Genomic DNA, 24,851 nt, shown 5'->3' with positions numbered 1-24,851 from the left:
AGTTGCAGACATGACCGACGACACGCGTGCCGGTGGGGCCGTAGACTCCATCCCCACCGCCACTGCCGCTGCCTCCGCCGAGGCGCCGGCTCCCGCCGAGGCGCCCACGGAGGTCGTCGAGACCCCGGATGCTGCGCCGACGGCTCTCATCGAATCGACCGACGGCGCGGCCGCCGCGCGCGGCGACTCGGGGTCCAAGCCGCTGTGGGCGGCGCTGAGCAACCCCTTCGCGGTGGGTCTCTCGCTGACGCTGGGCGGCCTCGTCGCGTTCGCGCTCGGCACCGCGTTCGTCAACCTGTCGACGATCATCATCTACGTCGTCTTCGCGCTGTTCGCGGCCCTCGGCCTCGACCCCGTCGTGCGGATGTTCGAGCGCCACAAGGTGTCCCGCGCGTGGGGCATCGTCATCGTCTACAGCGTCTTCGCGCTGGTGATGACGGGTGTGCTGCTGCTCGTCATCCCGGCTCTCGTGACCCAGATCACCAAGTTCTTCGCCGACCTGCCGCAGACGATCGCCGACTTCGAGAAGACGCCGTTCTACGCGTGGCTCGTCAGCACGTTCGGCTCGCAGGTGCCCCAGATCGTCGACCAGGTGCAGAAGTTCCTGACCAACCCGGCGAACCTCGCGAAGATCGGCGGCGGCGTCCTGAACTTCGCAGTGACGGTGGGAACGACGATCTCGGGCCTCATCATCGTCATCGTGCTGAGCCTGTACTTCCTCGCGACGCTGCCGACGATCAAGCAGTCGCTCACGATGCTCGCGCCCGCCCGCAACCGGGCCAAGACGACCGACCTCACCAACCACATCACCGACTCCATCGGCGGATATCTGATGGGCATGGTGATCCTGGCGTTCTGCAACTCGATCGTCGCCTTCTTCCTGCACCTGTTCCTCGGGCTTCCCTTCCCGGGCGTCATGGCGCTGCTCGCGTTCCTCATCACGCTGATCCCGCTGATCGGCTCGGTGCTGTACTGGCTGACCGCCACCGTCATCGCCCTGTTCACCGGCGGGTGGGTCCCGGCGCTGATCTTCGCCGTCATCTACTTGGTCTACATCCAGATCGAGGCCTACGTCCTGACTCCGCGCGTCATGAACAAGACGATCTCGGTCCCCGGCTCGCTCGTCGTCATCGGCGCACTCGTCGGCGGCACGCTGTTCGGCCTGCTCGGCGCACTCGTCGCGATTCCGATCACGGCGTCGATCCTGCTCATCATCAAACAGATCGTGATCCCGCGCCAGGACGCGAAGCGCTAGCGAGCGCTCCGGCCCCACAGCCGGAGCGCCGTTGCGCTTGCGGGCGCGAGGTCGCGCGCGGATACTGTGCGCATGGCCATCCGCGAGGCCTCAGTCATCGACTGGACCGGGCGTTTCGAGCAGTACACCGCACGCGAAGCCGAACTCACGCCGCAGGAACTGGCCGAGTTCGGACAGGCGGCGTGGTTCATCGGTCGCGATGACGTCTCGGAACGGGCCTGGGAGAGGGCGCATCTGGGGTTCCTGGATGCGGGGGATCCCGCATCCGCCGTCCTGTGCGTCTTCTGGCTCGGCTACACCCTGGCCGAGCACGGCGAGGCGGTGAAGTCGCGGACGTGGATGGCCCGGCTGTTCGAGCTGTGCGCGCGATTCGCCGGCGACCCCCGCATCGACGCGTGCGCCGCACTGTGTCGCGCGCACGGCTCGTTCCTCGCCGATGACGCGGCAGCATCCGTCCCGCTCTACCGCGAGGCCGCACGGCTGGCGGGCGCGGCATCCGACCCCGACATCGAGGTGCTGGCGGCCATGGGCGAGGGGCGCGCACTGATGCAGGTGGGGAGGTTCGACGAGGGCGTCGAATGCATGGACCGGGTGATGCTGCTCATCGGCGCGGGGCGCGTCAGCGACCGGGCCGCCGGCCCGGCGTACTGCGCGGTGATCGCGAGCCTCCTCGGGCGCGGCGACATCGAACGCGCGCGCGTGTGGACGCGTGACCTCGGCGACTGGTGCGACACGCAGCGAGGCCTCGAGCCGTTCCGCGGCGAGTGCACGCTGCATCGCGCGACCGTGATGCAGGTGGGCGGGGAGTGGGCGTCCGCCACGGACGCCGCCGATCAGGTCTGCCGCTCGGACAAGCGCCCGGAGACCCTCGCGAACGCGTGGTACCGGCTCGCCGAGCTGCACCGCGTCAGCGGGCGGGCCGCACAGGCCCGCGACGCCTATCGTCAGGCGGCTGCGCTGGGCCGCGAGGTGCAGCCCGGTCTCGCTCTGCTCCACCGCGACGCCGGCGAGCTCGACGCGGCGTGGTCAGGATTGCAGCGCGCCCGCGCCGTCCCTGCGAGCCCCGCCGTGCGAGCTGAGCTGCTGGCGGCCGCGGTGCGGATCGCGCTGGACCGCCGCCAGGCTCCGGCCGCGCGGGATGCCGCAGCCGAACTGGCGGCATGCGCCGACGTGACCGAGGCCCTGTACCTGCGGGCGCTGGCCACGCAGGCGGACGGTGAAGTGGCCGTCATCGAAGGGCGGATCGCCGATGCGCTCGGGCTGCTGCGCGCCGCCTGGTCGCACTGGCGGCGACTGGATGCGCCGTACGACGCGGCGCTCACCCGCTTCGCACTCGGACGCGCCGCCCGCGCCGCCGGCGACGAAGAAGGGGCGCAGCTCGAGTTCGACGCCGCGCGCGAGGTCTTCGAGTCGCTCGGCGCCGTGCCGGACTTGGCGCGGCTCGAACGTGCGGCGTCCATCTCGACAGGGGTGCTGACGCCCGGATCCGGGCTCAGCCGCCGCGAGCGCGAGGTGCTCGATCTCGTCGCGCACGGATGGTCGAACCGCCGCATCGCGGAACGGCTCTTCCTCAGTGAGCGCACCGTCGCCCGGCACGTGGGCAACATCCTCGCCAAGCTCGACGTCCCCAGCCGGTCTGCGGCGACCGCGTATGCGTACGAGCACGGCCTGGTGCCCACATCCTGAATTGGTCATTTCTGCCGATGCCGCAGTTCCGCGCGCTCCGTAGCGTTCAGCGGGAAGGAGGGCATCATGTCCACGACATCACTCGACCTGGCCATCGTCGGCGCGGGCCCCGCGGGCCTGCACGCCGCCCGTCTCGCGAGCCGCCGAGGGGCGACCTACACGGTCTTCGACGACCACGCCCGCATCGGCGACCCCTGGCGGGAGCGTTACCGCTCACTCCGCCTGTTCACGCCGCGCCGTTGGGCGAGCCTGCCGGGGATGCGGATCGACATCGGCTTCTTCGACTACCCCACGGGCGCACAGCTCGCCGACTACCTCGAGAAGTATGCGGCGGCCTTCGACCTGCCCGTCCGGACGTCGACGCGGGTCGATCGTCTGACCCCGGACGCGTCAGGCGGATTCCACCTCGATCTGTCGACCGGTGAGGAGGCGATCGCCGATCGGGTGATCGTCGCCGCGGGTGCTCACCATCGTCCGATCGTCCCGAGGTTCGCGGGAGAACTGGATGCCGGCATCCGCCAGCTCCACTCGACCGTCTATCAGGGGCCGGAGGATCTTGCGCCGGGGCTCGTCCTCGTCGTCGGCGCCGGCAACTCGGGGACCGACATCGCCCTGGACGCGATCAAGGCCGGACACCCGACCGTGATCGCCGGGCGCAATCCGGGTGAAGTCCCGGCACCCATCGACACCCCCATCGGGAACCTGATGGCCAGCATCTTCATCCGCCGGCTGCGCAACACGACCATCGACACCGAGCGGGGCCGGAGGTTCCGCGACGAGCACGCCGGACACGGTGTCAACCTCGTCCGCAATCACATGGCGCAGCTCGAGAAGGCGGGGGTCCGCCATGTCGGCCGAGTCGCGGGCGCCGTCGACGGCTGGCCCGTGCTGGACGACGGCGAGCCGGTGGATGCGGCGACTGTGATCTGGTGCACCGGCTCGCTGCCGCGACTCGACTGGGTCGACATCCCGGCGGCCTTCGATTCGCACGGGTGGCCGTCGCACGAACGCGGCATGGCCACTGCGGTCCCGGGGCTCGCATTCATGGGACTGCCGTTCCAGTATTCGGTCGCCTCGCCGACTCTGATGGGCATGGGCCGCGACGCCGAGTACGTCGTCGAGCACCTCTTCGCGGGCGACCGCGTGTCTGCCGTCGTCCGGCGCTGACCCGAGGGTCGCCCGCGAGCGCCGGCGCGCAGACGAAACGCAGCTCGCCCTCGCTGCGTTTCGTCTCTGCGTTTCGACTCGCTTCGCTCGCTCAACGACCCGTGATGAGATGCCGATCCGTGCACGCGCCGCGAGGAGCGCTGACGACGATACGAGCCGAAGACCCGCCGGTCGTTGAGCGAGGAGCGCAGCGACGAGACGAAACGCAATGTGCGTCCTCGCTGCGTTTCGACTCGCTTCGCTCGCTCAACGACCCGCGACGAGATACCGAGCCGTAGTCGCCCCACGAGGAGCGCCGGCGACCACACGAGCCGAGGACCCGCCGGTCGTTGAGCGAGGAGCGCAGCGACGAGACGAAACGCAATGTGCGTCCCAAGGACAAGGGGGCGTCAGGGCAGGATCGCGATGCAGGTCGGCGACGGCACGGCGGTGCGGTAGCGCACGCGTCCGGGCACTCCGGTGCGCGTGTCGAGGGTCAGCGATGCGACCTCGTCGGAGAGCTGACCGGCCACGAGCAGCGTGTCGCGCACGACGAGGTGGTGGCGCGGCCAGTCCACCCCGGACTCGACGAGAGCGACCGGCTCCAGCGACTCCCCCGCCCCGCGCACGCGCAGTGTCGCGATGGTGTTCGACCCGCGCACGCCCGCGTACAGGAACTGTCCGTCGAAGGATGCCGCGAGCTCGGCGGCGGTGTCGGTCGGAAGGATGCCGGAACCCAGCGGCGTTCCGCCCACGATGCCCCACGCGCCCTCGCGGGAGGGCGCGAGCACGAAGACCTCGTGCGAAAGCTCGGTCACGACGTACAGGTGGCCGCTCGGATGGAGCACCATGTGCCGCGGACCGCTGCCGCGCGGCATCACGATCTGCTGCACCGGGGTCAACCCGCTCGCGCCTGAACGCCAGAAGCGCACGAGGTCGAACCCCATGTCGGTCGTGGCGATCAACCCGCCCGGCAGGAACACCGTCTCGTGGGCGCGCGAGACGCGGGGGTCTGCGGCGGCGAGGGATGCCTCGGCCTCCGCCTTCGCCAGATCCTCGTCGGACTCGTCCGTGCCGGGGATCAGGTGCGCATACTCGCCGGCGACCTCGCGCAGCGCGCGGGCCGCGGCCGCGATGTCGACGGCGGCCGCCATGTCGGCCTGCCGGTCCCCGAGCCCGTCGAGGGGCGCATCGGGCCCGTAGGGGTCCTTCGCGGCGGGGGCGATCGTGGCGGTACCGGGGCGGCCGGCTGCATCCAGTCCCACGCGCACCACGCGCCCGTCGCCCCAGCACGAGGCGATGAGGTACGAGCCGTCGCGGGCGACGGCGAGGTGGCACGTGAGCTCCCCGGTCGCGACGGGCTCGCCGAGCGCGACGAACGACGCCTCCCCCGTGCGACGGAACGCCTGGACGGCACCCGTGCCCTCGAGCGCCGCGTAGACGACGTCGCCCCTCGACAGGCTCGGGGACCCGTGACTGCTCGGGGACCCGTGGCTGCTCGGGGACCCGGGATGCAGCGTCACCCATGAGGGCGAATCGGCCGGAGCGACCGCGCCGGCGAAGCCGAGCGGTCCGCCCGCGAGCGCGTCGTCCGCGGCGCCGGCGAGCAGCATCCCGACGCCGGATCCCGAGCCGTCCATGTCGGCGGTGTACCCGCCGGTCAGGAACCTCATACGAGGTCGTGACGCACGACGACCTCGTCGCGGGCGGGACCGACGCCGATGACCGAGATGCGCGTGCCGCTCATCGCCTCGAGCGCCAGGATGTACTCCTGCGCCTCGACCGGGAGGTCGTTGAACGTGCGCGCGGTGGAGATGTCCTGCTTCCAGCCGGGCAGGTACTCGTAGATCGGCTTCGCGTGGTGGAAGTCGGTCTGGTTCACGGGCATCTCGTCGAAGCGGACGCCGTCGACGTCGTACGCGACGCACACCGGGATCTGGTCGAGCCCGGTGAGGATGTCGAGCTTCGTGAGAACGAGGTCGGTGATGCCGTTGATGCGGGTCGCGTAACGCGTGACGGGCGCGTCGTACCAGCCGACGCGGCGGGGGCGCCCGGTCGTCGTGCCGAACTCGAAGCCCCGTGAGCGCAGCCAGTCGCCGCTCTCGTCGAAGAGCTCCGTCGGGAAGGGCCCCGAGCCGACGCGGGTCGTGTACGCCTTCACGATGCCGACGATGCGGTCGAGACGGTTCGGGCCGACGCCGGCGCCGGTGGCCGCGCCGCCGGCGGTCGCCGAGGAGGACGTGACGAACGGGTACGTGCCGTGGTCGACGTCGAGCATCGTGGCCTGGCCGCCCTCGAACACGACGACCTCGCCCGCATCCAGCGCCTGGTTCAGCAGGAGGGACGTGTCGGCGACCATCGGACGCAGGCGCTCGGTGTACGACAGCAGGTCGTCGACGATCTCGTCGCACGTGATCGCGCGGCGATTGAAGACCTTCACGAGGAGGTGGTTCTTCTGGTCGAGCGCGCCTTCGACCTTCTGCCGCAGGATGTTCTCGTCGAACAGGTCCTGCACGCGGATGCCGACGCGGTTGATCTTGTCGGCGTATGCGGGGCCGATGCCGCGACCGGTGGTGCCGATCTGGCGCTTGCCGAGAAAGCGCTCGGTCACCTTGTCGAGGGTGCGGTGGTACTGCGTGATGATGTGCGCATTGGCGCTGATGCGCAGCCGCGAGGTGTCGACGCCGCGGGCGTTGAGCGCCTCGAGCTCGTAGAAGAGCACCTCGAGGTCGACGACCACGCCGTTGCCGATCACCGGGTTGACGCCGGGAGTCAGGATGCCGCTCGGCAGCAGGTGCAGCGCGTACTTCTCGTCGCCGACGACGACGGTGTGCCCGGCGTTGTTGCCGCCGTTGAACTTCACCACCCAGTCGGTGCGCTCGCCGAGGAGGTCGGTGGCCTTGCCCTTCCCCTCGTCCCCCCACTGGACGCCGATGATCGCGATTCCTGGCATGAGAGCCCCCGGTTCGTGTGTAGGACGGGTTACACCCCATCCTATCGGCGGTGGACGAATCACCCCGCAGCCCGTGGATACCGTCGCCGCGACCCGGTCGCGCGGACGATGCTGCGCCTCCGGTCGGGCGGTTCCCGCCTGCCGTAGGGTGAGCGCCATGACCCGAACCCCCGCGTGGGCTCAGACCTGGACCGTGCTGCGTGCCCTCGTCGCCGTGCTCATCGCCGCGGCGATCGTCGCGCAGGCGGTCAGGACGATCGGCGGAGCGATGGATGCGGGCCGCGACGTCGGCACCACGGTCACGAACTTCTTCAGCTTCTTCACGATCCTCTCCAACGTCGGGGCCGTCATCGTCCTGCTGTGGGCGGCCGTGTGGTTCTGGACGCGAGGCCGGAATGCGGCATCCGAACCCCGGGGTCTCGGCCTGATGCTCGCCTCGGTCACCACGTACATGATCGTGACGGGCATCGTCTACAACACGCTGCTGCGCGGCGTCGAGCTGCCGCAGGGCACGACCGTCCCGTGGTCGAACGAGGTGCTCCACGTGGTGGGGCCGGCGTTCCTGCTGCTCGATCTGTTCCTCGCGCCGCGCCGCCGCTGCCTCGGCTGGGGCGCGATCGGCGTCGTGCTGATCTTCCCGCTCGTGTGGGTCGCCTACACGCTGCTGCGCGGCGAGAACGTCGTGAACCCGGTCAACGGCGACCACTGGTGGTACCCGTATCCGTTCCTGAACCCGCACCTCGGGAGCTGGGCCTCGGTCTGGTTCTGGGTGGGCGTCATCGCCGTCGCCCTCGGCGTGGCCGCTGCCGGAGTCGTCTGGGTGAGCCGCATCCGTGGACGGGTCCGTCAGCCGGAGCCGGCCCTCGCCACCTGAAACCCCCTCCCGTACAGATGGCGAGAGCCTGTACGGATGGCGAGAGCATCCGGCCGAATCGGCTCGCCACCCGTGAATCCTCTCGCCATCCGTGCGGGCGTCATCCACCCATGAGCAGCTGAACCGCGGGGATGTCGGCGGGTGCCCAGTCGAGATCCGCGAGGGCGTCGGGTGCGAGCCAGCGGAGCTCCGAGTGCTCGAAGGGATGCGGCATCCCCTCGACCAGCCGGCAGTAGTACGTCGTCAGCGTGACGTGACCGTGGTCGGTCGAGGTGACGCGATCGCCGACCTGGACGGTGCAGCCGAGCTCTTCGACGAGCTCACGGCGGAGCGCCTCCTCGGGCGTCTCGCCGGGCTCGATCTTGCCACCGGGGAACTCCCACACGCCGGGCACGGACATCCCGGGCCCGCGGCGGGCGGCGAGGATGCGGCCGTCCCGCACGATCACCGCGCCGACGACCTCGATCCGCTCCATCCCGCCACCGTAGCCCGCGGGGCGGGTCCGTCGGCTGCTCCAACTCCTCAGATTCGGCTCCGCCGCGCCATACCCGGACGGCGCGCGTCCGTTCTGCGCAAGATCTGAGGAGATGGTGTCAGGGTCACTCGGCCGGGCGGAAGCGGATGGGGAACCGGATCGGACCGGTGTTGCCCGATACCGGGAGCCATTCGCCCAGGCCGTCAGGCTCAGCATCCGGCATCCGGGCTGCCAGGAGCGGCAGGGCGACCGACATGTCCGTCCGCGCGACGAAGTGGCCGAGGCAGTGGTGGATGCCGCCGCCGAAACCGCTGTGCGGCGGGCGGTCGTCGACCGTGATGTCGAACCCCACGTGGTCGACCATCGCCCGCGGGTCCGTGCCGATCGCGTGCGAGAGCACCTGCACGATCCCGCCCTCCCGCACGTGCAGGCCGTTGAGGTCGACGTCCTCGACCGCTTCGCGCGTCACCCACGTCACCGTCGGGTTGACGCGCATCACCTCCTCGACCGCGCGGGCTCCGAGTTCGGGCCGCGCGCCGAGGAGCGCCCACTGATCCGGGTAGGCGAGCAGGGTCTGGAGGGCGAGGCCGAGCTGGTTGCGGGTGGTCTCCATCCCCGCGAAAGCGAGGAACACCAGCGCGACGCTGAGCTCACGACGCGACAGAGACTCACCCTCCTCCTGCGCGGTGACGAGCGCCGTGACGAGGTCGTCCCGAGGGTTCACCTGGCGGTCGGCGATGACCTCCTCGATGTATCCGGTGAGGCCCTCCAGAGCCGCCTCGATCCGCGGGAGGTCGCGACGGACGTTGATGCCGAACGATTTCCCGAGATCGTCCGCCCAGTGCGCGACCTGCGGCCACTGCTCATCGGGGAGCCCGAGGAGCAGGCACAGGATGCGGGATGCATACGGCTCGGCGAACTGCGAGACGAACTCGACCCGGCACCATCCGTCGGCATCGGGACGCGCGAATCCGTCGATGAGCTCGTTCGCGAGCGCTTGGAACTGCGGACGCATCGCCTCGATCGTCTTGTTACGGAACGCGGGGCCGAGGAGGCGCCGCAGGCGAAGGTGGTCGACGCCCTCGAGGCTGAGGAGGGTCTCCTGCCACCACTCGCGCCACGGGCCGTCGTGGATGCCGTTCTGGTCGGGCCACTGGGCATTGCCCTGCCGGAATCGACGGTCCTTCAGGAGCGCCGTGCCCTCCTCGTATCGGAGGACCGCCCAGCCGTAGGGCGTCTCGGCGTACCAGCTGTCCTGCTGCGCGCGATGGACGGTGTCGCTCGTGACGTCGAAGGCGGTGTCGGCGAGGTCGAGGTAGGGAACAGCGCTGTTCATCCCGCGATTCTAGGGCGGTATACCAGGGCTGCCCGGCCGCATCCGCGCACCCGCGTCTGCCGGGGCAGACATGCCGACGATCCGCCCCCATCCGCCACGCACCCTTCGACTCCGCTCGATGAGCGGAGGAGATTCGACGAAGGGAGGATGCATCCGCATGATCCGGTCCTCCGGTCGTCTGTTCTCCTCCCTCCATCAACAAGGCCCACGGAAGGACACACACTCCGATGCACCCACCGCTCCCAAATAGACTGGGAGGCATGTCGAAGGTCCTCCAGTCCCTGCCCGTCGGCGAGCGCGTCGGCATCGCCTTCTCGGGGGGTCTCGACACCTCCGTCGCCGTCGCGTGGATGCGCGACAAGGGCGCGATCCCCTGCACCTACACGGGCGACCTCGGCCAGCCCGACGAGGACGACATCGCCGCCATCCCGAGCCGCGCCCTGCAGTACGGCGCCGAGGTGTCGCGCCTCGTCGACTGCAAGACGGCGCTCGTCGAGGAGGGCTTCGTCGCCCTCGCGTGCGGAGCCTTCCACATCAGAAGCGGCGGACGCACGTACTTCAACACGACCCCCCTCGGTCGCGCGGTCACCGGCACGCTGCTCGTGCGTGCGATGAAGGAGGACGGCGTCGACATCTGGGGCGACGGCTCCACGTACAAGGGCAACGACATCGAGCGGTTCTACCGCTACGGCCTGCTCGCGAACCCCGCCCTCCGCATCTACAAGCCGTGGCTCGACGCCGACTTCGTCACCGAGCTCGGCGGCCGCCAGGAGATGAGCGAGTGGCTCGTCGCGCACGGCTTCCCGTACCGCGACTCCGCCGAGAAGGCGTACTCGACCGACGCCAACATCTGGGGCGCGACGCACGAGGCGAAGACGCTCGAGCACCTCGACGTGTCGCTCGAGACCGTCGAGCCCATCATGGGCGTCCGCTTCTGGGATCCGTCCGTCGAGATCGAGACCGAGGACGTCACCATCGCCTTCGCCGAAGGGCGACCGGTCGCCCTCAACGGCCGCGGGTTCGATGACCCGGTCGAGCTCGTCTTCGAAGCGAACCGCATCGGCGGCCGCCACGGACTCGGCATGAGCGACCAGATCGAGAACCGCATCATCGAGGCGAAGTCGCGCGGCATCTACGAGGCGCCCGGGATGGCGCTGCTGTTCACGGCGTACGAGCGCCTCGTGAACGCCATCCTGAACGAGGACACGCTCGCGACGTACCACGAGCAGGGTCGCCGCCTCGGACGCCTCATGTACGAGGGCCGCTGGCTCGAGCCGCAGTCGCTCATGCTGCGCGAGTCGATCCAGAAGTGGGTCGGTTCGCTCATCACCGGTGTCGTCACCCTCCGTCTGCGCCGCGGCGAGGACTACACGGTCCTCGACACGATCGCCGCGCGGTCGTCGTATCGCCCCGAGAACCTCTCGATGGAGCGCGTGGGCGACGCCGCCTTCGGCCCGACCGACCGCATCGGCCAGCTCACGATGCGCAACCTCGACATCGCAGACTCGCGCACGCGCCTCGAGCAGTACGCCGAGCAGGGCCTCATCGGCGGGGCGACCGGCGCGCTCGTCGGACACCTCGAGCAAGGCGTCGCGGGCGAGATCACCGATGCCGGCGACACGACGGCGCTCGAGGATGCGGTGGAAGAGGCATCCGAGTCGGCCGCCTTCGACGCCGGAACCGACTGATCTCAGCGAACTTTTAACTTGCACACTCGCGTGCAAGTTATAGTGGTGGTGTGACGAACACCACTTCTTCCGCGCGCCGTCCGCGTCGCGATGCCCTCGAGAACCGAGCCGGCATCATCGCGGCCGCCACCGCGGCGATCGCGCACGACCCCCGCGCATCCCTCGATGTCATCGCGCGCAACGCCGGCCTCTCCCGCCGCGCGCTCTACGGGCACTTCGAGGACCGCGACGCCCTCATCCGCGAGATCCTCGCCGCCGGCGCCCCGCGCTTCAACGAGATCGCCCTCGACATCCACGACGCCGACGCCCCGGTCGCGCTCGCCCGCCTCACCGCGCGGCTGTGGCGCAAGGCCGCGATGGTCCAGGTGGCAGCCGCCATCGCCCTCGACGACGCGCACGTGCAGGAGACCGCCGACTTCCTCGCCCCGATCCGTCGCACCGTGCTCGACATCGTGCGACGAGGGCAGGATGCCGGCACCCTCCGCGCCGACATCCCCGCCCCGACCGTCGCCCGCCTCATCGAGGAGACCGCGCGCACCGTCGTCGGCCACCTCGACGCCGACTCGCCCGACTCGGCCCCTCTGGCGGTCAAGGCGGTCCTCAGCATCGCCGGGCTCTCGTGGCGCGAGAGCGTTGCACTGCTGACGCGGCATCCCGACATCCTCGACATCCCCGCGACCGAGAAGGCCGCCTGATGCGCGTCGAGCTGCGGGAGGTGTCCAAGGGGCTCGCTCTGCCGGCCACGTCCGTGTCCTACGCGTCCGGCGAGGTCGCCGTCGCGGTCGCCGAGACGGAGCAGCGCCCCACGGTCCTCGGGCTCATCGCGTCCGGCCGGATGCGCCCGGCGAGCGGCGTGGTCGTCGTCGATGGGAAGACGGATGCGGCGGCCCTCCGCCGACGCGTCGCGCTCGTCGACGCCCCCGACGTGAGCGACCCCGCGCCGAACGTCACCGTCGCGGGGGTCACGGCCGAGGAGCTGATGTTCGCCGGACGCACGGCGAACCCCATCGCCGTGCGGCGCTGGCTGGATGCCGCCGGCTACGGACACCTCGCGCGCGTCCCGTTCGGCGACGTCTCCCCCCGCGAGCGCATCGGTCTGCTCCTCGAGCTGACGGCCCTGCGCGAAGGGATCGAGGGCATCGTCCTCGTCTCCCCGGACCGCCACGGCGGTGATCCGCGCGAGAGCATCGACCTCGTCGAGGCCTTCGCCGCGCGCGGACTGGCGATGCTCGTCATCGTGGGTCAGGCTGCGGCATCCCTCCTCCGCATCCCTGTGTCGTCCGACGTGGATGCGGATGCCGACGCCGTGATCGAGCCGGCTGCCGTCCCCACGGACGACGCCTCGACAGGCTCGGGGACCGAAGAAGACGACTCGCGAGAGGACGGCATCCGTCCGTCGCAGCCGCTGCCCGAGGCAAAGAGTCCGGCGCAGACAGAAGACCACCGGTCGCCGAGCCCGTCGAGGCGTCGCAGCCCCGACGAACAGGAAGACGACCCCTCGAGAAGCTCGGGGACCGGAGACGACCCCTCGACAGGCTCGGGGACCGACGAGCCGGAAGCCGAGGAGCGCGCATGAAGATCCCGGCGATGATCGCGGCGGAGCTGCGCCGCCTGACGTCCACGCGCATGTCCGTCATCGCGCTGATCGCGCTCATGCTCGTGCCCGTGCTCTACGGCGGGCTCTACCTCTGGGCGAACCAGGACCCGTACGCGCGGCTGTCCCAGGTGCCGGTCGGCCTCGTGGTCGCCGACGAAGGCAGCGGCGATCAGAACTACGGCGACCGCGTCGCCGACGAACTCGTCAAGGGCGGCGCCTTCGACTGGCGGATCATGTCGGCGGATGCGGCGACCGAGGCGCTCCACGACGGCACCGTCGACTTCACCGTCACGCTGCCGAAGGACTTCTCCACGGCGCTCACGTCGGTCTCCACGGACAGTCCGCACCAGGCCAAGATCCTCCTCGAGACGAACGACGCCAACAACTACCTCGCCTCGACGATCGGCTCCCAAGCCGTGGAGAAGATCCGCAGCTCGGTGGCGAAGCTCGTCGGAGAGGAGGCGGCATCCACGCTGCTGACCGCGATCTCCGACATCCGCGCGAATCTCGTCACGGCGGCCGACGGCGCGGGCAAACTCGCCGACGGGGCGGCGACCGCGCATGACGGAGCCGCGAAGCTCCACGATGGCGCATCCCAGCTCGCGACCGGCACCGCGACGCTGTCGCAAGGCGCCCACCAGGTCGCCTCCGGCGCCGCCCAGGTCGCCGCGGGCGACAGGCAGATCGCGGGATACGCCGACAAGGCGGGCACCGCGGCGCAGGACGTCACGGACGCGCTCCCCCAGGCCCGTGCGGACATCATCGCGGAGCTCGAGAAGCAGGGCCTCGACCAGGCGCAGATCGACGCGGTCGTCGCGAAGCTCGACGTGCTCGGCGACAAGGTGCGCGCCGGCAACACGACCGTTCAGGGCGCCGTCGGCAAGATCGATCAGCTCGCCGCGGGAGCCGACCAGGTCGCGGCGGGCGCGGCGCAGGTCGCGTCGGGGGCGGATGCGGCGGCCGCAGGCTCCGCGCAGCTGGCGACCGGCTCCGCGGCCTTGGCGGACGGTCTCGGCACGCTGACGAACGGCGCCGACCAGCTCCGCGACGGTCTCGATGCGGGCGTCGCGAAGATCCCGGACTCGTCCGCCGCACTGCGTGCGGCGCAGGCCAAGACGATCGCCGACCCCGTCCAGGTGTCGTCGGGCAAGCTGGCGGCCGCATCCAACTACGGCTCAGGACTCGCGCCGTTCTTCGCGGCCCTCGCCGGCTGGATCGGCATCTACGCGCTGTTCCTCATCGTCAAGCCGATCTCGCGCCGCGCCGTCACGGCGCTCCACAAGCCGATCCGCATCACCGTCGCCGGCTGGCTGACCCCCGCCGTCCTCGGCGGGATCCAGATGGTCGCGCTCTTCGGCATCCTCGCCGTCGCGCTCGGCTTCGGGTTCGCGCATCCGCTCGGGACGCTCGGCGTCATGATCGCCGCATCCTTCGTCTACGCGTCGATCATCCTGGCGCTGAACGTGTGGCTCGGCTCCGTGGGCCAGTTCCTCGGCCTCGTGCTCATGGTGCTGCAGCTCGTGACGGCCGGGGGCACCTTCCCGTGGCAGACGCTGCCGCAGCCGCTCGAGGGCCTGCACCACGTACTGCCGATGGGATACGTGGTGGATGCGATGCGCCAGCTCATGTACGGCGGCGACCTCGCCCGCGCCGGCACCGACATGCTGGTGCTCGCCGCCTGGCTCGTGGGAGCCCTCGTCCTCTCGGCGATCGGTGTCACGCGGATGACGCACCGCCGCACGCTGCGCGATCTGCAGCCGAGCCTCATCGGCTGACGCCTCTCGTTGACTTGTCCCACATGCACAACACGCCAGGCGTGTCGTGTGCATCTGGGGCAAGTCAACGATGGAGGGGGCCGCGCCGGCGCCGGAATACCGCCTGGGGCTCCGCGGATCGGGCCGCCCCGGGTTACGATTCGGAAAGCGCCCGGACAAACCCCCATCCTTCGGGCGCCCAGGCAACCCTCCCCCGAAAGAGCTGTCGATGACGAAGCCCGACCCGGCGTCCACCGCTGCCCACGCAGTCCCCAAACCCCAGCGACATGTCGGCCGTGGCATCGGCCTGACGCTGTTCGGCATCGTGTCGGGCATCGTCGTGATCGCCCTCATCGCGGCGGGCTTCGGCCTGTGGGTCGTCCAGCGTTCGTTCCCGCAGACCGACGGCACGATCCAGGCGAAGGGCCTGCACTCCAACGTGACCGTCATGCGCAACGACCGCGGCATCCCGAACATCACCGCCGGCGACACGCACGACCTGTTCTTCGCGCAGGGGTACGTGCACGCGCAGGACCGCTTCTGGGAGATGGACTTCCGCCGCCATGTCACGAGCGGACGCCTCTCCGAGCTGTTCGGCACGTCGCAGCTGCCTACCGACGAGTTCCTGCGGACGCTCGGCTGGCACCGCATCGCGCAGCAGGAAGTCGACAAGATGGATGCGGCGACCCGCGCCTACTACCAGGCCTATGCCGACGGAGTGAATGCCTACCTGTCCACGCACCAGGGGTCGGCGGTCTCCCTCGAGTACGCGGTCCTCGGCCTCCAGAACCCCGACTACACGATCCAGAAGTGGACACCGGCCGACTCCGTCGCGTGGCTGAAGGCGATGGCCTGGGACCTCCGCGACAACGTCGAGGCCGAGACCGAGCGCGCGACCCTCGCCCCGAACTACAGCACCGCGCAGCTGCACGAGCTCTACCCCGACTACCCCTACGACAAGAACCCGGTCATCGTCCCGACGATCTCGACGACCGCACCGGCGCCCGCCGCCGCGCAGCCGGCCACGGCCCCGGCGTCGACGATCCAGTGGAAGAGCGTGGACACCGTCGTCGAGGCGGCGGGCGCTCTGCTCGGCGGAGTCGGCGAGGGCATCGGCTCGAACTCGTGGGTAGTATCGGGGGCGCTCACCGCATCCGGCAAGCCCATGCTGTCGAACGACCCGCACCTCGGCGCCGCCATGCCCAGCGTCTGGTACCAGGTGGGCCTGCGCTGCGCGAAGGTCACTGCGGACTGCCCGTTCGACGTCGCCGGCTTCAGCTTCTCGGGTCTCCCGGGCGTCGTGATCGGCCACAACGCGAAGATCGCGTGGGGCTTCACCAACCTGACCACGGACGTCACCGACCTCTACATCGAGAAGGTGCAGGGCGACACCTACTGGCGCGACGGTCAGCTCGTCCCGCTCGAGAAGCGCACCGAGACGTTCAAAGTCGCGGGTGGGCCCGACGTGAAGCTCACCGTCCGCTCGACCGTGCACGGGCCGATCATCTCGTCCAGTGGCGACTTCGCCACCGTGGCGAAGACCCCGGCCGTCGGCTCCTCGACCGGCGAGGTCGGCCCGCCGCAGGGCGCACCTGAGGGCGAGACCGCCGTCAGCCTGCAGTGGACCGCGCTCCAGCCCGGCACCACCGCCGAGGCGATCTTCGCGCTGAACACGGCACAGGACTTCGCGGGCTTCCGGCACGCGGCATCCCTGTTCGACGTCCCGGCGCAGAACCTCATCTACGCCGACACCAAGGGCAACATCGGCTACCAGACTCCGGGGAGGCTCCCGATCCGCGGGGCGGGCGACGGATGGATGCCGCAGCCCGGCTGGGACTCGGCGTACGACTGGAAGGGCTACATCCCCTTCGACCAGCTGCCGGTCTCCTACAACCCGACGTCGGGATTCATCGTCACGGCGAACAACGCGATCGTGCCTCCGAACTACCCGTACTTCCTGACGAAGGACTGGGACTACGGATGGCGCGCGGCGCAGATCACCGACATGATCGAGCGGCTCTCGTCCGACCACAAGCTGACCGCGGACGACATGCGCACCATTCAGGCGGACACCTCGTTCTGGATGGGCAAGCGCCTCATCCAGGCGTACGCGGACGTCAAGGTCGACGACAAGGGCACGGCGTCGGCGCTCGCGCTCCTGCAGAACTGGGATGCGCGCAACGAGGCGGACTCTCCCGCCGCGACGTACGCGAACGTGCTGTGGGACGAGCTCGCGAAGGACCTGTTCACCGAGCGCGAGCATCCCGTCTCCCTCGACGGTCAGGGCCGCCTGTTCCTCGTCGTCGACAAGCTGCTCAGCACCCCCGACTCCCCGTGGTGGAAGAACGACCGCATCGGGGTGACCGATCAGCGGGCGATGCTCGAGAAGGCCGCGACCGACGCGTACCACCGACTCGTGAAGCTCCAGGGCGACAACACCTCGAAGTGGAACTGGGGGACGCTGCACGCCCTCACCCTCACGAATGCCACGTTCGGGAAGTCGGGGATCGCGCCGATCGAGTGGCTGTTCAACCGCGGGCCCTTCCCGGTCTCCGGCGGCGCCTCCGTCGTGGACGCCACCGGATGGGTTCTCGGCGAGGGCTTCCAGACCGTCACCGTCCCGTCGATGCGGATGATCGTCGACCTGTCCGGCTGGGACAAGTCGCAGTGGAACCACCTCACCGGTGAGAGCGGGCACGCGTTCCATGCGAACTACTTCGACCAGACCGAGGACTGGCAGAACGTGCAGCTGAGGTCATGGGCGTTCTCGCCGCAGGCCGTCGCCGCCGACAGCACGCACTCCCTGATCCTCACCCCGTGAGCGCCCGGCAGGTCCATCCGTCGCGTGGATGGGCCTGCCAGGGGTCTTGGATGAACCGTCCAGACTGGCTCTTTAGCGTGGATGAGTTCGTCACCCGCACCCGAAGCGGGGGACGGATGCCTCGGCACGTCCGCTCGCGAGCGGTCCGGTACTCAGCATCCCGACGATCGCTCACGCGTTCTTCACATCACCCGCCCGAGGCGATCCGCCTGCCCGGGCGGCACGTGCTGGCGTGCGCGCCCGTTGCTCGTCGCGCCTGAAGCGCAGACGGGTGGACCCGCAGGGAAGTCCGAACATTGGAGTCCCGTGCGCGTTCGCACCCGCATCCACGCCATCGCCATCCCCGTCGTCGCGGCCATCGCGGCGATCTCGATCCCCTTCGGCGTCGCCTCAGCCGCCGCCGCTTCCGAAGTCTCCGCCGCCAACGTCGCGCATGACCGCGCGGTCGACACCGCGGCCACCCTCCTCGCCACCCTCGCGCACTCCACCGCCGTCGAAGCGGCCGCGAAGGTCGACACGAGCTCCCTCACGCGCCAGGTCGCGACGCTCGACAACTCGGAGGGTCTGCCCACCGAGTCGGTCCAGGCGATCACCGACCTCGTGCGCACGAACACCGCGCGCATCTCGCAGCAGTTCACCGACATCCAGGCGCAGGAAGCCGCCGCCGCGCAGGCTGCGGCCGCTGCACAGGCGGCTGCTGCGGCCCTCGCCAACGCCAACACGCCTGACGGCGCCCGCGCGACCGCGCGCGCCATGGCCGCCAACCAGTACGGCTGGGGCGACGGGCAGTTCTCGTGCCTCTCCTCGCTGTGGCAGAAGGAGTCGGGCTGGAACTACCAGGCCTACAACAAGGGCGGCGGAGCCACCGGCATCCCGCAGGCCCTCCCCGGCTCGAAGATGGCCGCTGCGGGCGCCGACTGGCGCACCAACGCCGCGACGCAGATCGCGTGGGGCCTCTCCTACATCAAGGGCTCGTACGGCTCGCCGTGCGCCGCATGGGCGCACTCCCGCGCCGTCAACTGGTACTGAAATCCCCCTTCAGCACCCCGCACGCCGTCTCACCATCTGGTGGGGCGGCGTGCTTCTTTTTGCTCGCGACCCGATTCAGCCGCCGGCGCCGGGCGGAGTCTCGCGCGACTCGGCGAGCTCGTCGACGTACAGCGAGCGCTCGTCGATCGTCCCGTTCCGGTACGCCTGACGGCCGACCATGTGGGCGGCGAGCGGGGCGGTCGCCAGCTGGATGAGCACGACCACGACGAGGAACGCCACGACGGGCCAGGACCGCAGCGACAGCGCGATCGCCACGCAGATCAGCAGGAATCCGAGCACCTGCGGCTTCGTCGCGGCGTGCAGGCGCGTCGGCACGTCGCGGAAGCGGAGCAGGCCGATCGCCGCCGACAGGCAGAGCGCCGCGCCGACGAGGATCAGCAGCAGGGATGCCGCATCCAGGATCTCGTTCATCTGTCGTCACCGTCCCTCCGCGCCACGAACCTCGCGATCGCGATCGACCCGAACACGCCGACGGCGGCGATGATGAGCATCGCCGGCAGCGACCGGGTGTGGTGGTTGATGGCCATGTCCGCGCCGAGCACGCACATGACCTCGGTGAGCAGCACGTCAGCCGCGACCGCCCGGTCGAGGATCGACGGGCCTACCGCGATGCGCCACAGCGTCAGCAGAGCGGCGACGCCGAAGACGGCGTAGATCACGATCAGCACGATGTTCACGCGGCCCTCACAGCCTCGACCTGAGCGCGCGAGCCGACCGCCATCACGATGCGGCGCTCCCACCTCAGGACGCTGGCGCGCTGCATCTCGAGATCCGTCGCCGAATCCACGCCCACGACGTGGAGATAGAGGATGCGGCGCTCCCGATCCGCCTCGAGAATGAGCGAGCCGGGGATGAGGGATGCCGTGACCCCGACGTGCGTCATGATGAGGTCGTCGTCGGTGCGCAGCGGCACCGCGATGACGGCGGTGCCCGGGTAGCGGAACGGATTCACGATCTGCCATGCGACGGTGAGCGATCCGCGCACGAGCGCGCCGAGGAAGGTCACGACGAAGACGAGACCCCACCAGAGGTTCACCCGTCCGGACAGCTCGACCGGCGGCAGCCGGAACACGCGCGTCACGACGACCGCGACGACGACCCCGCTGAGGAACGCGAGCGGTGTGAACTGGCCCCACAGGAGCATCCACAGGGCGACGAGCCAGACGAAGAAGGGCAGCTGGCGCCAGAACCGCTTGAGGTTCACTGCGACGCCTCCTTCTGCAGCTGGACGAGGCTGACCGGCTCGAGCAGCGAGGCGCCGATGCGGTTGCACACGTCGTAGAGCGGCCCGGCGAAGATCGTCAGGGCGACGGTCACCGCCACCATCCCCGCCGTCGCGCCGGTCATGATGCGCGGGATGACGCGGCGCTCCGTCTGCACGAGCGCCTCGGGCGCGTCACCGAGGTACGCGACGCGCGCCTCCGTCTCGGGCTCCGCGAGGTCTTCGTCGCTCTCCCGCCAGAACGACAGGTTCCACGCGCGCATGAGGGCGTAGAGCGTGAGCAGCGACGTGACGATTCCGCCGACGATCAGCACCATCATGATCGGGGTCCCGACCTGGGCGGCCGCGTCGAACAGCGCGTACTTCCCGATGAACCCCGAGAACGGCGGCAGGCCGCCCAGGTTGATCGCCGGGATGAAGTACAGCACCGCGATGACGGGCGCCGCGCGCATGAGGCCCTTGACCCGCAGGATCGACGTCGACCCCGCCCGGCGCTCGATGAGGCCCACCGCGAGGAACAGGGTCGTCTGCACCACGATGTGGTGGACCATGTAGTAGATCGTCGCGCCGATCGCGGCGGGAGTGGCGACGGCGAGCCCGAACACCATGTACCCGATGTGGCTGACGAGCGTGAACGACAGGATGCGCTTGAGCTCCGCCTGCGCGACGGCGCCGAGCACGCCCACGATCATCGTCAGGAGCGCGACGACGAGGAGCAGCGTGTTGACGCTGTTGTCCGCGAACATCTCCGTCTCCGTGCGGATCATCGCGTAGACGCCGACCTTCGTCAGCAGTCCTGCGAACACCGCCGTCACCGGCGCCGGCGCGGTCGGGTACGAGTCGGGCAGCCAGAACGAGAGCGGGAAGACGGCGGCCTTGATGGAGAACGCCAGCAGCAGCATGAGGTGCAGGACGAGCTGCGTCTGCTGCGGCAGCTCCCCCATCCGCTCGGAGATCTGCACCATGTTGACCGTGCCGAGCGCCGCGTAGATCATGGCGATCGCGGCCAGGAAGATCACCGACGACACGAGCGAGACGACGATGTACACGACGCCGGCCCGGATGCGGCCCGCGGTGCCGCCGAGCGTGATGAGGACGTACGAGGCGACGAGGAGGATCTCGAATCCGACGTAGAGGTTGAACAGGTCGCCCGCGATGAACGCGGTGAAGATGCCCGCCGCGAGGATCAGATACGTCGGATGGAATATGGAGACCGGGGTGTCGTCGTCCCCGTCGGCGGCGCCCTGCCCCACGGAGAAGAGGAGGACCGCGAGCAGCACGACGCTCGAGACGACGACCAGCAGCGCCGCGAGGCTGTCGACGTAGAGGACGATCCCGAACGGGACGGGCCATCCTCCGACCGACACCGCGAGCGGCTTCCCGCCCGTGTCCACCGCGACGAGCAGGACCGCCGCGATCACGAGGACGCACGTCAGGGTCACGATCGACACGAGGATCTGCACGCGTCTGTGGCGCCCGGCGATGAGCGCGACGGCGGCGCCGAGCAGCGGGAGGGTCACGAGGAGCGGGATGAGCGCGTTCACGGCTCCTCCCCTCGATCGGTCGGAGCATCGTCGTCGATGCCGGCGATGTCGCGGTGGTGGAGCACAGTCAAGGGAGCCGTGGCATCCCCGACGAAGTCCGTCGTGTCCTCGTCGTCCGCCTCTTCGAGCTCCACCTCGTCGTCGAAGGCTTCCTCGATGTCCTCGCCGCGCTCGCGCACCTCGACATCGGCCTCGTCGTCTTCGACGGTGTCAGCCTGACCGAGCTGCCATGAGCGGTAGATCAGCGCGAGCAGGAACGCGGACACGGCGAACGTGATGACGATCGCCGTCAGCGTGAGCGCCTGCGGCAGCGGGTCGGAGGTCTTCCCCGACGCCCCGTGGAACGGTGCCTGGCCGGGGACGCCCATGACGATGAGCAGCAGCAGGTTCACCGCGTTGCCGAGGAGCAGGAAGCCGATGAGCACGCGGGTGAGGCTGCGCTCGAGCATCGCGTAGACGCCGCACGCGAAGAGCACGGCCATGATGACGATGAGGATGCCGGACGCGCTCATGGCACGCGCACCCCCTGCCCGCGCTGCTCGAGGAGCTGCCGGTCGACCTCCGCGCCGAGGCTGCGCAGCACGTCGAGGACGAGCCCGATGACGACGAGGTACACGCCGATGTCGAAGATCGTCGACGTGACGAACTCGATGTGCCCGAGCCCCGGGATCGTGATCTCGTAGAACGCGCTCGTGAGCGGCGCGGCGCCGAACAGCACCGGCACGATCGCGCAGCCGATGGCGAGCGTCATCCCGACGCCCAGGAGGCGGCCGGCGTCGGCGGGCGCCGCGGCGCCCAGCTCGTACCTGCCGCCGGCGATGTAGCGCATGACGAGCGCCATGCCGGCGACGAGTCCGCCGGCGAATCCGCCGCCGGGCGCGTTGTGCCCCGAGAAGAGCAGGAAGAGCGACACGACGATGATCGTGTGGAACAGGATGCGGACGATCACCTCGAGCATGAGCGACCGGTTCTCGCTGCGCACATGGCGGCCGCCGACGAGCCACGCCCGCCAGCCCTGCGTGTCCGCCGACTGCGGCCGCACACCGTCGGCCGTCTCGACCATCGGCCGGCGCGAACGGACCGGGAGGGCCGCGAGGCTCGACAGCCTGTCGGTGCGGTCGGTGACGAAGACGAGGGATGCCACGCCGGTCGCCGCGAGGACGAGCACCGACAGTTCGCCCATCGTGTCCCAGCCGCGCAGGTCGACGAGTGCGACGTTGACGACGTTCTTGCCGTGGCCGAGCTCATATGCCAATTGCGGAAAGCGTTCCGAGATGGGATGGGCCACGCGTGCGCCGGTGGCCACGACGGCGACCGCGGCCATCGTGATTCCGACCGCGGCACCGATCACCGCGCGGACGATCGGCATGACCGATGCGTTGTGCTCGCCCATGCGGGACGGGATGCGGCGCAGCACGAGCGCGAAGGCGACGAGCGTCACGGTCTCCACCAGGACTTGGGTGAGCGCGAGGTCGGGCGCCCCGCTCGTCGCGAAGAGCACCACCATCCCGAGCCCGGTGACCGAGACGAGAACGACGCCGGTGTACCGCTTGCGGGCGCGGATCGCGAGGATGCCGGCGATGATCATCAGCGGCGCCACGAGGAGCTGCGCCGGTGTGTGCCACGCGTCCAGCTGCGTCCGCCAGTCCGTGCCGGCCAGCAGCACCGTGCCCTCGGACGCGACGAAGACGAGGAAGATCGTGCCGACGTAGACGGGCAGCGAACCCGTCTGCGTGAGGCTCGTGACCCACACCGACACTCGCGCGGTGCCGCGCAGCGCGGCGTTGTAGACGTCCGGGGCGGTGAAGGGGAGCAGACGGCGGCGCCTGTCCCACCCGATGCGCAGCGCGAACCAGAAGAGCACGGCGCCCAGTGCGATGGTGGCGAGCGAGATCCACAGCGCGGGCTCGATGCCGTGCCACACGGCGAGGTGCGCGGGCGGCTGCGGCGGCACGCCCGGCGGAGAGGCGGGCGCTGTGTCGGCGTATCCACTGAAGGCGATGTCGAGCAGCGGGGCGGCGAGTCCGGCCGCGATCGTGAGGCCGGACAGGATGACGGGGGATGCGAGGAACCCCATCGGGGGGTCGGGCCACCTGGTGGGCTCGAGCGGCTGCCTCGCGGCATCCCGCTTCGTCCAGAAGGCGCCCCACACGAATCGGATGCCGTATGCCGTGGTGAGTATGGATCCCAGAGCGATCCCGCCGACGGCGACGATCGCCCGCGGCGCGCCGGCGGAGGCGTCGTACAGGAGGGCCGACAGCGCCCCTTCCTTCGCCACGAACCCGATCGTCGGGATGATGCCGATCATCGAGGCCACGGCGATCATCGAGAACGTCGCGAGGGTCGGCGCCTGCCTGCCGACACCGCTCAGCTCGTTGATGTCACGGGTCGTGAGCTGACGGTCGATGACGCCGACGACGAGGAAGAGGCTCGACTTGAACAGTGCGTGGCCGAGCAGGAGCGCGAGGCCCGCCAGCGCGGCATTCCGCGTCCCGTAGCCGAGGACGACCGTGAGAAGGCCGAGCTGGCTCACCGTGCCGAACGCGAGGATGCGCTTGAGGTCGGTCTCCCTGAGCGCCTGGAATCCCCCGAGCAGCATCGTGAAGACGCCCAGCCCGATGACGATCGGACGCCACGGCCCCGCCTCCGCGAACGCCGGAGCGAAGCGGGCGATGAGATAGATGCCCGCCTTCACCATGGCGGCCGCGTGCAGGTACGCGCTCACCGGCGTGGGCGCGGCCATGGCGCCGGGGAGCCAGAAGTGGAACGGGAAGATCGCCGACTTGCTGAGCGCGCCGACCAGGATCATGACGAGCGCCGCGTTCGCGAGCGCGCCGCTCGGCGGGTGGGCGAGGATCGTCGACAGGCTGCTCGTGCCGGAGAGGACGACCATGATGACGACGCCGACGAGCATCACGAGACCGCCGACGCTCGTGACGAGCAGCGCCTGCAGGGCGGCACGCCTGCTCGCCCCACGGCGGTGCGCGTAGCCGATGAGCAGGTAGGAGAGCACGCTCGTGATCTCCCAGAACATGACGAGCACGACGATGTCGTCGGTGAGCACGAGCCCGTACATCGCTCCCGCGAACGCGAGCAGCACCGCCGAGAACTGCCCGAGCCCCTCGCGCTTGCCTCGGAAGTACCAGCGGCAGTAGAGCATCACCAGGGCGCCGACGCCCGTCACGATGAGCGCCATGACCCAGCCGAGGGTGTCCATGCGCATCGAGAGCCGGATGCCGAGGCTCGGGATCCACTCGTACGTCTCGGTGGGAACTCCCCCGGCCAGCACGACCGGCGTCTGCAGCACGGCCTGCGCGAACGCGATGAGCGTCAGCGCCGCGGCGATGTAGAAGGTGCGGGCGCCGATGCGCGCGACGAACCACGGCAGGACGATGGGGACCACCGCGAACGCGACGAGGAGAGTCAGCAGAAGGCGACCTCCTCGGAGTC

20 protein-coding genes are annotated in these 24,851 nt (G+C 69.9%); 10 read left to right on the top strand and 10 right to left on the bottom strand.

Annotated elements, in window-relative coordinates:
* The first annotated feature begins 10 nt into the window (after positions 1–10).
* The 3 genes from QSV35_RS02025 to QSV35_RS02015 all read left to right on the top strand — a co-directional run bounded on the left by QSV35_RS02025 (position 11) and on the right by QSV35_RS02015 (position 4,108).
* Positions 11–1,255 carry an AI-2E family transporter gene (locus QSV35_RS02025; RefSeq protein WP_286286210.1) on the top strand — a complete coding sequence of 415 codons (1,245 nt, stop codon included), beginning with the start codon at positions 11–13 and terminating at the stop codon, positions 1,253–1,255.
* Positions 1,256–1,327: 72 nt separating this feature from the next.
* Positions 1,328–2,941, top strand: a complete 1,614-nt coding sequence (locus tag QSV35_RS02020) for a response regulator transcription factor (protein ID WP_286286208.1) — start codon at positions 1,328–1,330, stop codon at positions 2,939–2,941.
* Positions 2,942–3,007: 66 nt separating this feature from the next.
* The gene (locus QSV35_RS02015) at positions 3,008–4,108 is read left to right on the top strand and encodes a flavin-containing monooxygenase (RefSeq protein ID WP_286286206.1); all 1,101 of its coding nucleotides are present in this window, start codon (positions 3,008–3,010) and stop codon (positions 4,106–4,108) included.
* A gap of 389 nt (positions 4,109–4,497) precedes the next feature.
* On the opposite strand, the gene QSV35_RS02010 is transcribed toward QSV35_RS02015, so the two are convergent.
* Positions 4,498–5,760 carry a lactonase family protein gene (locus QSV35_RS02010; RefSeq protein ID WP_286286204.1) on the bottom strand — a complete coding sequence of 421 codons (1,263 nt, stop codon included), beginning with the start codon at positions 5,758–5,760 and terminating at the stop codon, positions 4,498–4,500.
* A complete protein-coding gene (locus QSV35_RS02005; RefSeq protein WP_286286202.1) occupies positions 5,757–7,040 on the bottom strand; it encodes an adenylosuccinate synthase in 1,284 nt (427 codons plus the stop codon). The genes QSV35_RS02010 and QSV35_RS02005 overlap by 4 nt, the downstream gene beginning before the upstream one ends.
* 157 nt (positions 7,041–7,197) lie before the next feature.
* Here QSV35_RS02005 and QSV35_RS02000 point away from each other — a divergent pair, with 157 nt between their 5' ends.
* Positions 7,198–7,914, top strand: a complete 717-nt coding sequence (locus QSV35_RS02000; protein WP_286286200.1) for a Pr6Pr family membrane protein — start codon at positions 7,198–7,200, stop codon at positions 7,912–7,914.
* A gap of 100 nt (positions 7,915–8,014) precedes the next feature.
* Here the strand turns inward: QSV35_RS02000 and QSV35_RS01995 are convergent, their stop codons facing one another.
* Positions 8,015–8,389 (bottom strand): (deoxy)nucleoside triphosphate pyrophosphohydrolase, encoded by a 375-nt coding sequence (locus QSV35_RS01995; RefSeq protein WP_286286199.1) that lies wholly within the window; start codon positions 8,387–8,389, stop codon positions 8,015–8,017.
* 124 nt (positions 8,390–8,513) lie between these two features.
* A complete protein-coding gene (locus QSV35_RS01990; RefSeq protein WP_286286198.1) occupies positions 8,514–9,725 on the bottom strand; it encodes a cytochrome P450 in 1,212 nt (403 codons plus the stop codon).
* Positions 9,726–9,985: 260 nt separating this feature from the next.
* Between QSV35_RS01990 and argG the strand changes: the two genes are divergently transcribed.
* The 6 genes from argG to QSV35_RS01960 all read left to right on the top strand — a co-directional run bounded on the left by argG (position 9,986) and on the right by QSV35_RS01960 (position 18,614).
* The gene (gene argG, locus QSV35_RS01985; protein WP_286286195.1) at positions 9,986–11,413 is read left to right on the top strand and encodes an argininosuccinate synthase; all 1,428 of its coding nucleotides are present in this window, start codon (positions 9,986–9,988) and stop codon (positions 11,411–11,413) included.
* A 50-nt stretch (positions 11,414–11,463) separates the two neighbouring features.
* Complete coding sequence (locus QSV35_RS01980; protein WP_286286192.1) at positions 11,464–12,108, top strand: TetR/AcrR family transcriptional regulator; 645 nt, start codon at positions 11,464–11,466, stop codon at positions 12,106–12,108.
* Positions 12,108–12,989: a hypothetical protein gene (locus QSV35_RS01975; protein WP_286286189.1), complete on the top strand. Its 882-nt coding sequence runs from the start codon at positions 12,108–12,110 to the stop codon at positions 12,987–12,989. The genes QSV35_RS01980 and QSV35_RS01975 overlap by 1 nt, the downstream gene beginning before the upstream one ends.
* Positions 12,986–14,785, top strand: a complete 1,800-nt coding sequence (locus QSV35_RS01970) for a YhgE/Pip family protein (RefSeq protein ID WP_286286186.1) — start codon at positions 12,986–12,988, stop codon at positions 14,783–14,785. Before QSV35_RS01975 ends, QSV35_RS01970 begins: the two co-directional genes overlap by 4 nt.
* 208 nt (positions 14,786–14,993) lie before the next feature.
* Complete coding sequence (locus QSV35_RS01965) at positions 14,994–17,585, top strand: penicillin acylase family protein (RefSeq protein ID WP_286286184.1); 2,592 nt, start codon at positions 14,994–14,996, stop codon at positions 17,583–17,585.
* Positions 17,586–17,891: 306 nt separating this feature from the next.
* Positions 17,892–18,614 carry an aggregation-promoting factor C-terminal-like domain-containing protein gene (locus tag QSV35_RS01960; RefSeq protein ID WP_286286182.1) on the top strand — a complete coding sequence of 241 codons (723 nt, stop codon included), beginning with the start codon at positions 17,892–17,894 and terminating at the stop codon, positions 18,612–18,614.
* 75 nt (positions 18,615–18,689) lie between these two features.
* Here QSV35_RS01960 and mnhG read toward each other — a convergent pair whose 3' ends face one another.
* The 6 genes from mnhG to QSV35_RS01930 are packed head-to-tail and all read right to left on the bottom strand — an operon-like array spanning position 18,690 to position 24,831.
* Positions 18,690–19,046: a monovalent cation/H(+) antiporter subunit G gene (gene mnhG / locus QSV35_RS01955; RefSeq protein WP_286286180.1), complete on the bottom strand. Its 357-nt coding sequence runs from the start codon at positions 19,044–19,046 to the stop codon at positions 18,690–18,692.
* Entirely contained in the window at positions 19,043–19,312 is a 270-nt protein-coding gene (locus QSV35_RS01950) for an MrpF/PhaF family protein (RefSeq protein WP_286286165.1), read from the bottom strand. The genes mnhG and QSV35_RS01950 overlap by 4 nt, the downstream gene beginning before the upstream one ends.
* On the bottom strand, positions 19,309–19,839 hold the full coding sequence (locus QSV35_RS01945; protein WP_286286163.1) for a Na+/H+ antiporter subunit E: 531 nt from the start codon (positions 19,837–19,839) through the stop codon (positions 19,309–19,311). The genes QSV35_RS01950 and QSV35_RS01945 overlap by 4 nt, the downstream gene beginning before the upstream one ends.
* Positions 19,836–21,401, bottom strand: coding sequence for a Na+/H+ antiporter subunit D (locus QSV35_RS01940; RefSeq protein ID WP_286286160.1), 1,566 nt, complete (start codon positions 21,399–21,401; stop codon positions 19,836–19,838). Before QSV35_RS01940 ends, QSV35_RS01945 begins: the two co-directional genes overlap by 4 nt.
* Positions 21,398–21,913 carry a Na(+)/H(+) antiporter subunit C gene (locus tag QSV35_RS01935; RefSeq protein WP_286286158.1) on the bottom strand — a complete coding sequence of 172 codons (516 nt, stop codon included), beginning with the start codon at positions 21,911–21,913 and terminating at the stop codon, positions 21,398–21,400. The genes QSV35_RS01940 and QSV35_RS01935 overlap by 4 nt, the downstream gene beginning before the upstream one ends.
* The gene (locus QSV35_RS01930) at positions 21,910–24,831 is read right to left on the bottom strand and encodes a Na+/H+ antiporter subunit A (RefSeq protein WP_286287808.1); all 2,922 of its coding nucleotides are present in this window, start codon (positions 24,829–24,831) and stop codon (positions 21,910–21,912) included. Before QSV35_RS01930 ends, QSV35_RS01935 begins: the two co-directional genes overlap by 4 nt.
* Positions 24,832–24,851: the final 20 nt, after the last annotated feature.

Origin of the sequence: Microbacterium candidum (assembly GCF_030315975.1) — a bacterium.
GTDB lineage: Bacteria > Actinomycetota > Actinomycetes > Actinomycetales > Microbacteriaceae > Microbacterium > Microbacterium candidum.
Note: the sequence above shows the minus strand (reverse complement) of the source record. Positions and strands in the feature narration are given on the sequence as shown.